The 9,013-nt window shown below is 59.0% G+C and carries 8 protein-coding genes; 5 read left to right on the forward strand and 3 right to left on the reverse strand.

Annotated features, from left to right (window positions below):
• Positions 1 to 129: 129 nt before the first annotated feature.
• The gene (locus JX325_RS09335; protein WP_204790881.1) at positions 130 to 891 is read left to right on the forward strand and encodes an MBL fold metallo-hydrolase; all 762 of its coding nucleotides are present in this window, start codon (positions 130 to 132) and stop codon (positions 889 to 891) included.
• A 15-nt stretch (positions 892 to 906) separates the two neighbouring features.
• On the opposite strand, the gene JX325_RS09340 is transcribed toward JX325_RS09335, so the two are convergent.
• The 3 genes from JX325_RS09340 to JX325_RS09350 form a co-directional block, all read right to left on the reverse strand.
• A complete protein-coding gene (locus JX325_RS09340; protein WP_243414018.1) occupies positions 907 to 1,749 on the reverse strand; it encodes a lipoate--protein ligase in 843 nt (280 codons plus the stop codon).
• 256 nt (positions 1,750 to 2,005) lie between these two features.
• Positions 2,006 to 2,347, reverse strand: a complete 342-nt coding sequence (locus tag JX325_RS09345; protein ID WP_243414021.1) for a hypothetical protein — start codon at positions 2,345 to 2,347, stop codon at positions 2,006 to 2,008.
• A 46-nt stretch (positions 2,348 to 2,393) separates the two neighbouring features.
• Positions 2,394 to 3,926, reverse strand: coding sequence for a DNA methylase (locus JX325_RS09350; RefSeq protein WP_204790884.1), 1,533 nt, complete (start codon positions 3,924 to 3,926; stop codon positions 2,394 to 2,396).
• 104 nt (positions 3,927 to 4,030) lie between these two features.
• Between JX325_RS09350 and JX325_RS09355 the strand changes: the two genes are divergently transcribed.
• The 4 genes from JX325_RS09355 to JX325_RS09365 form a co-directional block, all read left to right on the forward strand.
• Complete coding sequence (locus JX325_RS09355) at positions 4,031 to 5,434, forward strand: ankyrin repeat domain-containing protein (protein ID WP_204790885.1); 1,404 nt, start codon at positions 4,031 to 4,033, stop codon at positions 5,432 to 5,434.
• A gap of 3 nt (positions 5,435 to 5,437) precedes the next feature.
• Entirely contained in the window at positions 5,438 to 6,511 is a 1,074-nt protein-coding gene (locus JX325_RS09360; protein WP_243414019.1) for a M23 family metallopeptidase, read from the forward strand.
• Between the two features lie 19 nt (positions 6,512 to 6,530).
• Complete coding sequence (locus JX325_RS18120) at positions 6,531 to 7,580, forward strand: DUF6329 domain-containing protein (protein WP_243414020.1); 1,050 nt, start codon at positions 6,531 to 6,533, stop codon at positions 7,578 to 7,580.
• A 1,233-nt stretch (positions 7,581 to 8,813) separates the two neighbouring features.
• A partial coding sequence (locus tag JX325_RS09365) for a DUF6103 family protein (RefSeq protein WP_204790886.1) occupies positions 8,814 to 9,013 on the forward strand: 200 nt, incomplete at its 3' end.

Consider the following 9,013-nt stretch of genomic DNA (forward strand, 5'->3'; position numbering starts at 1 on the left):
GGAAGAAATTATTGCACGAGCAGTTCATAGCTGCGTGATATCTGAAGACACGCCGGAAGAAGCTCTGCACAAAGCGGCACAACAGCTGACAAAACGAATGGAGTCCGCTATCTCCTAATCGCTGCTTTTATGAATTTCGATACGCCAGAGCCGCTGCACGATATTCTTACCGACTGGGAGAAAAATGCCATGCTTGTTTGTTCCGTCATATTGACCGCCAACGCTGGCGTGGTTCTGGAGTGGAAAGGCCATGTCATTTGGGTAGATGCTCTCCACACCGAGGAAATTCCAGGCTTCTCCACAGTCTCGCCCACCCTCTGGAAACGGATGCAGACAGTTCTTCCACCGCCGGAACTGCTCTGCTTCACCCACTGCCACCCGGACCACTACTCCTTCCGCTTGGCTTCCGAGGCCCGCATGATCTGGCCCGCCGCAAAGCTCGCCCTACCCCGGCAGGACTTTGGCGATCAACTCCTAATCGCCGGAGAGGAAACTCGTTTCTCTGGTGAAGGGATGGCCTTGCGGTTTCTCCGACTTCCCCACGATGGGCCGGACTATCAGGATGTACCTCATTATGGACTGCTATTCTCCGACGGCATATCTCACATCCTGATAGCCGGAGACTGTGAAACAGCCAGCCCATCCCTCCTCAAACGGCTGAACGGCTTCTCTATCGATCTGGCCATTCTCAACTTCCCGTGGATTACCCTGCGAAAGGGCCGCCGTTGTCTGGAGGATGTCTTGCGTCCTAGGCATCTCTTGCTGTGCCATCTCCCCTTCCCAGAGAATGACGCAAACGGCTATTTGGACGCCGCGTTCCGTGCCGCTGAAACCATAAACCTTCCGGATGTCCGCCTTCTAACTCGTCCCCTTCAGCGGGAGGAGATATAGTAAAAACCGCGTGTGTCAATCACACGCGGTTTCGTTTTGCCCTTGTATGTAAAACAGGGTTTCCAAAACCTCCTCCTTGGAGATTTCCCCGAAATAGTCCTGGAGCGGGCACTGCTCCAATACTCTGGCAACATCCTCCCGGCGGAAGAGCACGCCCTCCAAAGCCTCTGCCAACGAGTCCAAAGAACGGCGGGCGAGAAAATCCCCCAGGAACGCTATTCCAGTGATCCGCCCCTCCTTCACGGAGACTCGGGCTTCCAGACTTCCGCCGTCCCAGCGCCGCCTGTTCATCATGTCGTAAGCAGGTGAATGACCGAAGTTCCACTCCCAGGTATCATACTGGCCCCGTTTCAGCACCTCCACGGCTTCCAGTTCCTCTGGGGATAGACTTCCGGTTATAAAACCTTCCCCCGCCAGTGCCGTTTTTAAATAAGTCCAAAAGGATGGCAGATCCATATCTGTCTCCAGGAAATCCCGGATATTTCCCACTCGGCTTCGCACTGATTTAGCGCTCTTGGAGCGGAATTTCTCCGGGGCCGCCTGCAGCGCTCCGGCCACCATGTTTGAGTCTGTGTCGAAGAGCAGGGTCCCGTGGTGCAGGATACGGCCATTCAGCAGCCTCTGGGCCGTGCCAGAGACCTTCCTTCCCTCCACCAAGATATCGTTCCGCCCGGAGGCCTCCGCCTGGAGGCCCAGGCCCCGAAGGGCGCTGACTACGGGCCGGGTAAAACGCTCCATGGCTAGGCTCTCTGCCTCTCCAGCATCGGTGATGAAGGAATAGTTCAGGTTCCCCAGGTCGTGGTATACTGCGCCGCCGCCGGTGGTCCGCCGGACAACCCGAATGCCGTGGGCTTCCACAAAAGCCGTATACGACGCAGCGGTCCTCCTTAACGAGGGCTTGAACCTCCAGAGCTTCCTCCTCAAAAGCGGAGAAAGGTCCGTCAAGGCCCTCTGGACGATGTTCCGGAACCTTGTCCGGGAAGACAATTCCAAAGAGAGGGATAACGCCTGCGGGAAAGCGTCCGCGTTTGTGGCCCTGCTGCACGCACGCGGCCTTGCCAAATCGGCGTAAGATGAGTAAGAAGGGACCAGCCAAAGCTGGTCCCTTCCTTGTTCAGTTCCCCAAAGCCTCGCTCTGTACCTCCAGAATATCGTTAATGGGTACTCGACGGTCATCCGCCAAAATGATCTCATGGGCATAGCTATCGAATTTTTTTACCGTTCCTGTGACTGTCAAGTAGGCGCCGCCCTCTTTTTTTTCATCCTGCTGGAAGTAGGTAAACGACGCGCCCATACCGGGAACCAGCAGTTGAAGCTTAGCGTCTAAAACGGACTTCGCTTCTTCGGTCAGTTCGGGTCTGCGGTCGGTGAGCCGGGCCGTCTCTCGGACGGCGCCGTCATATCCAGACAGAGCGGCGAAGGGACTGAACTGCGCCGCACGGTTGGCCATGGGCATCCGGGGATGCCGCTCCGAAGTGGGATGCGGCAGGTCGATGATATCGTCATACTTCCCCACTGCGATGTCCTCCAATCGTGCGGTTCCGGTCCTTGGCCGTGGCCCCCTCCTGAAAGTTCATGCCCTTCAGGATGGCGTTTTTCCCGAACCGCTTTTTGATATCCAATACGGTTTTCTGCACCTTCTTTTCCCGCTCCAGGTCGGCGGCTTCCTTTGCCTGCTGTTCCTGTGCGGCGGCGTAGTTGGTGAACAGATCCAGCTGTTCATACGCTTTCTTCTGTGGGGCATCGCCCTCCGGCAGCACGCGGCCCGCGCTGATGGTCAGCCGCCGGGCCAGCAGGTCCCGATCAATAATCCGGTCATAAAGCTCCAGGGCGGCGGCGATAATCCGCTTCGTGGAGGCGGTGTATTCCTCCAGATTGGCGGTGCCGTGGGCGTGCTTGGGGATGGAGCGTCCATAACGGTCTGCCTTGACCTCGCCTTGATATTTTTTCCGGCGCTCCGGGTCCGTCAGGTTTTCAATGTCGTAGCCCACGGTCAGGGTCAGCTGGTCCGTCACCAGTCCCTTGCCCACCAGCTCCAGCGCCAGCTGGTCCGCCATCTCCCGGACCACAAGACGGGTCATCTCATAGGGATAGGGAGTTTGCAGGACCTGTCCCCCACCGATGCTTTTTGTCTCCGGCTTGTAGGCTTTCACGTCCGCGATGGTGCAGGGCTCCCAGCCCCAGGCATGATCGATGAGCAGCTCCGCGTTGACGCCGAACATTTTATAAAGCAGCTCCTCGTTGTAGTAATCCGTGGGCTTGCCGATGGAGCAGCGGGCGATGTCTCCCATGGTGTAGAGGCCCTCCGCCTCCAGCTTTTTGGAGTAGCCAGGACCCACCCGCCAAAAGTCCGTCAAGGGCCGATGGTCCCACAGATTATGGCGGTAGCTCTTCTCCGTCAGCTGGGCGATGCGGACGCCGTTTTTGTCCGCCGGGATGCGCTTGGCCCAGATGTCCATGGCGATCTTGCACAGGTACAAATTCGGCCCGATGCCCGCCGTGGCGGTGATGCCCGTGGTCTCCAGCACGTCCAGAATAATCCTCATGGCCAACTCCCGGGCACTGAGCTTGTAGGTGTCCAGGTAGTTGGTCACGTCCATCAGGACCTCGTCGATGGAGTAGGTGATGATGTCCTCCGGCGCGATGTATTTGAGGTACACATTATAGACCCGTGTGCTCCACTTCATGTAATGGGCCATCCGGGGCGGGGCCACGATGTAGTCCACCGCCAGGCTGGGGTCCGCCTTCAGCTCCGGGTCGCTGGAGGAGGAGCCGGTGAGCTGCCGCCCTGGGGCCTGGCGCTGCCGCTGGGCGTTGACCTCCTTGACCCGCTGGACCACCTCGAACAGCCGGGCCCGTCCGGAGATGCCCCAGGCTTTCAGAGACGGTGTCACCGCTAGGCAGATGGTCTTTTCCGTCCGGCTCAGGTCCGCCACCACGAGGTTGGTGGTCAGGGGGTCCAGACCCCGCTCGATGCACTCTACCGAGGCGTAAAAACTTTTCAGGTCACAGGCGATATAAGTCCGGTCCCCCATGGTCGACGCCCCCTTCAACACAAAACTTTGTTCTAGTCCTATCATAGCATACCCAGTCCGGCTGAGACAAGCCAAAAATCTTTTAATAGGAGAATCACAGGAAAATGAATGTCATTGAGTTTGAACGCTGGAAGCCCTCCGCGGATGATCCCGGCAAATTGGAATACGACGGCCAGCGGACAGCGGCTGAGGTTTTCGAGGAACTGAAGCACCGCCTGGAAGGTCAGGGCTATCTGCCCGACGAATATTTCCTTCTGGATGACTTCTGGAAGAATGGTCGGGAGATTCCCAAGGATGCCGGTATTTTCTGCACCACAGACTACGGCGGCAGCGAGGGCGTGTACCTGGACGCGTACCTCAAATGGTACGATAAGGGTCAGGAAAAGAGCGTTACGCAAAAATTCCTCACCGGCAAGACTCTCGGTGAAAACGGGAATGACCTGGACCGGATGTTCCTCATCTCCTCCGCTATCACCAAGGCGTTCCATGGCGACAACGCCACTCATGTACGGCATATGAAAATCGACGGAATTGAAGATGATACCGGCGGCAGGGTGGTGCATCTGAGCCAGCAGGAGGAGAAGGTGATTATCGAAGCCCTGGTGGAGCAACGGGAGCGGCAGGAACAGGCCATGTCCCAGACGGAACAGCTCCTCCGCCGCATAACCGGGAGCATCACCGCCTACATGGATACGGTGGGGCAGCGCCCTCTTCATCTCAGCGATTACGACAGAACGGTCCTCGCCATTCGGGACGGCGAGTTGAGCGCATTCAGGGAACTGTACCCAAAGCTGCTGGACTCCCACGCAGACGACCTGCTCATTGAAGCGGCGGGCAGACCCGGTCTGGTAGGGCGGCAGATGAGCCTTCTGCTGCTGGAGGACGGGTTGCCGTTCTCGGAGCCGGCCTACCGCGCCGCGTGTGAAAAAGCAATCAACATTAACGATCTAAAGAAAATATCCTACATGCTGGAACACGCAGAAACCTACACCGAGGACCTGCCGCCGTGCTTCCAGGGGGAGATGGCCTCCTATGCCTATCTGGAACACCGCCCGATTGCTAAGGCGATTATCAAGCAGTGTACCGATGAGCAGATCGCCGCCGCGCCGTCCCGTCTCCTGGAGCAGTTCGCCGGGGACAAGGACTTTCGCACATTATCCACGCTGGTGAAGAAAGGGATCTCCGGAGGCCCCAACGCCTGGAGGACACTGCACATGCTGACCTGCGGAGGTCATAATAACTGGATCGCGGAGGACATGCTGAAAAAGCGGATGTGGGTGGATACCAATGACCACGGCGCTCTCCACGCCTGTATTCAAAACGACGCGGTGGAAGTATGCAAACTCCTGCTGGACGGCGGCATGGACTTCGACCAGTACCGGCAATGGGCGGAGACCCACACCTGCGCCGACCACGAGGATACGCTCCAGGCTCTGGCGGAACATTGGGAGGAGCTGAAAACTGCCCAGGCACAGGGAGAACAGGCTCCACAGCAGACTGGGGGATGACCCTTGGCTAACGCCGCTCTCATCGCCAAGGCCGCCGCCACGGTCCTCACCGATGAGAACACCAGGAAAACTATGGGCTGGCTCGCCGTGGCGGTCCTCTCCCCCATCATCCTGCTCATCGCCTTCCTGTGCGCCCTGGCCTCCGGCACCGCCACGCACAATATCTCCGCCGCTGAGCTGTGCTTCTACGGTGGGGAGCTCCCGGCGGACACCCCCGAGGAGTATCGGACCTACGTCGAGGACATGCGTACCAGCTTCGGCCTGCTGGACGGCTTCATTTCCACATTGAACGGAAAGACAGAGGAAGGAAAGAGCCTTGACGGTACCAGAGTCAAGGCGTTTTTTTATGCCCTGTACTTCGGGGAAGACTCCCCCAGTCGACGGGACCACCAGAGGTTCGTGGACTGCTTCGTCACCTACGAGGAGCGGACCCGCATGGTCCCCATAGAGGGCAGCGACCCGCCCGCCGAAACAGAGGAGCGGTATACCGTGGCCATCCCCGTTGAGGATATGGAAATCGTCTGGCGGAACATCGCCGCGGCCATGGGCGTGGAACCCACCGACGAGCAGAAGCAAAACGCCGGCAGCGTCTACAGCCTGATCTGCTATGGCTACACCGGCGGGGGCGCGTCTGGCGGAGGCGGGTTCGACGGAGCGGACACGCCCTTCATCGGCGCCGACGGCTTCTGCTCTCCCATCGGGCCGAATTGGCGGAACGTCATCACTTCGGAGTTCGGCTACCGCAGGGACCCCTTCACCGGCAAGACGAAGGGCCACAGCGGCATGGACTTGGCGGTCCCCACCGGCACGCCCATCCGGGCCGCCCTGCCGGGGACGGTCACCGTCTCCACATACAACCAGGGCGGCTACGGGTATTACGTGATGATCGACCACGGCGGCGGGCTGGTCACGCTGTACGGCCACTGCTCCCAGCTGCTGGCGCGGGTAGGCCGGACGGTGGAGGCCGGGGACGTGATTGCCCTGTCCGGTTCCACCGGGAGGTCTACCGGGCCGCATCTGCACTTCGAGGTCCGGGTCAACGGGCAGCGGACCAACCCCCGCAGTTATTTGCCATAAGCACAGGAGGAAATACGCAATGAAATTCAAAGCTAATTTTATGGAAAAGCCTCTCAATTTTCAGATGGACGACTGCCAGATTGAAAAGGTGGTGGAGCTGTCCCATGAGGATTTTTGCAGGCTGAAGATCACTCCCCTGGACAATCAGCCGTTCATCCGGGAGAAAAAGGACTGTATGTTCAGCAGGGATGGTGTGATCCACTGCCTTCTGGCGTTGGGTCAGGGCTGCAACGACGGAATACTTGTTGACGCGGAGAAGTATGACTGCGCCCGCATCGCGGCCTACATTCCCGGAATTCGGGACATTCTGAACGCCGAGCTGGAGCGTGCGGCTGCGCGTATCGTTCAGGACGCGGCGGAACACAGCCGCGACGGAAACTGGCACATTTCCTTTGACACGCTGAGAGAGCAGACGGGGCTGAATGTTCAGGTGGGTAACGGCCTGGACGAAATGCTTCTCGATAAGCTGGCAAAACACGAAGAGGTGTTNAGCGCAAGCTTGCGCTCCGACCGCATTGAGATGGTCTGCCGGCTGAGTCACTGCGCACATCCGGAAGAGAGCGCTTCAAGGTCTCTGGCTGACCTTCCCCTGAGCCGACAGGCTGAGGTGCTTGAAAAGGCCATCGCCGCCGCCCTGGAGCTTCACGACGGCGAGGACCTATACACAAAGCTCCATGATGACTTTGGCCTGACGGTCCGGGAAATCCGGGACCTTCGTTATCTCTCAGGCGGGGAACTGGCAGACATCTGTCATGTACCCCAGCCGGTGCTGGAGGGCAGCATGACGGTCCGCGGCCTCCTTGCCCTTGACGGTCTTCCCGATCACGCCGCTCTGGCTCATAAAAATTCCGTTTTCCTGGTCCCGGTGGAAGACCTGAAAAAGCTGACTGCCAAAGGTCAGGAGAACTTCGCCGCTCTGCTGGACGCGCGGGTATCCGATGTCCGAGTGGACGAAGGCACGCCTGAGCTGCTGCTGGAGTGCGTGGACGCGGCGGAGCTGGCCCGACTCCATGACGAGCTCGAGGCCCATAGGCAAGCTGAGCGGGCCATGGGCCCGACAATGGGATAGGAGGCGCTATGGACAGATTTCACACCTCCCTCGTGGCCGAGGGCCTCATCGCCTACGCCATCGAACGGCAAACCGGAATCGAACGCTATCAGCAAAAGGGATTTCCTCCTTGGGCTGAACGGCGGCGGCTCTGGACGGACGCTATCCTCCAGGGCATGGCAAAACTGGAGGGCGAAACTCCCGATCCGAAATTGATGGAGAGATACGACCATGAACTGGAAGCAACCCGCTGGTCGTCTTTCACCGTGCCCGCCTCCCCCCAGCTCCAGCAAAAGACCATCCGAAATCTGCGGCGCTTCGTGTCCGCCCTGGAGTTTGCGGGAGGAGACCGCCGGAGGCAGGTCAATATGGTCTGGAAGCTGCTGGACGATATGTCCTCCCACCTGCCTTGGATGGGTAAGGACAACAGCCTTGACCGGGNCCGCGACGAGGCGGAGTGCGCGCTCTTCCGCATGACCGCCCAGCTGCCCATCTGCTTTACCCGCGTCCTTCTGGGCGGGGATGCCGGGCCCCATTGGGTNAGCGGGTTCGTCTCCGGCTCCGTGACGGACGCCGACGCCGTCAAGCGGACCGCTGTGTACCGGGAAGCGCTCCAGCAGTACCCGGAGGTCAAAGAATGGCCCGCCCTCTGCACCGTCTGCGTGGGGCGGGATCTGCCGTCTGCTATTGGGTCGGTCAGCGCCTGCGCGTTTGACCTGGAGATTATGAACCGGATCGGAGACAGGTTCCTCAAGGAGCAGGGCGTCCAGCAGGTGTATGCCCGTCAGATGACCATTTCCGCTTCGCCGGCGATGCTCAAAAGCTGGGCGTCGATACAGCATCCCTTACTCCAGGGAAACCGCTCATTGACAGCCGCGGATTTGGATGTGCGGGAGAGAATCGGTGTGGAAGATGAGCGAATCAACTTCCGCCTGGATGTTCTTGCTGATGAGAAAAGCGTATTCGGAAGACAACTATCAAGTGAAGTGGAGGACTCCTATATTCAGGCGTACACATCCTACATGGCAGACACAGGCAGGGTCGATGATACGCTGGATATTGTGGTGAGGTCGCCTGGCGGCGATGAATGGTTTTCCTGTGCGCTCACGGATGAGGCCAGGGAGTCGCTGTGGCAGAAGCTGGATACCTTCTGCGTGAATACACACGCGGAGCATCTGCCATCGCCGCCGGTCCAGGATGAGCCTGTCCCGCATCAAATGGGTCCCATTATGTAGAAGCAGGAGGAAACGCGCGATGGAAAAAATAGAAGTCACAATCTCGTTCGACGCAGAGAAGATGGACGCGCTGAAATTCTATCTGAAAAAGGAAGAGACCACAGTACAGAAGAAGATGGACGAGGCCATGCGCCAGCTCTATGAGCAGGCGGTGCCGGAGGCCGTCCGTGAGTATCTGGACGCCAAGAACGCACCGCCGCCCACGCGCCCGCCCCGGCC

The organism is Oscillibacter sp. CU971 (assembly GCF_905219725.1).
Taxonomy (GTDB): domain Bacteria; phylum Bacillota; class Clostridia; order Oscillospirales; family Oscillospiraceae; genus Oscillibacter.

Bases quoted from the DNA above. Each gene is read 5' to 3' on its own strand.
- JX325_RS09335 (WP_204790881.1), top strand. From the start codon at position 130: ATGAATTTCGATACGCCAGAGCCGCTGCACGATATTCTTACCGACTGG.
- JX325_RS09345 (WP_243414021.1), bottom strand. From the start codon at position 2,347: ATGCCCATGGCCAACCGTGCGGCGCAGTTCAGTCCCTTCGCCGCTCTG.
- JX325_RS09355 (WP_204790885.1), top strand. From the start codon at position 4,031: ATGAATGTCATTGAGTTTGAACGCTGGAAGCCCTCCGCGGATGATCCC.
- JX325_RS09350 (WP_204790884.1), bottom strand. From the start codon at position 3,926: ATGGGGGACCGGACTTATATCGCCTGTGACCTGAAAAGTTTTTACGCC.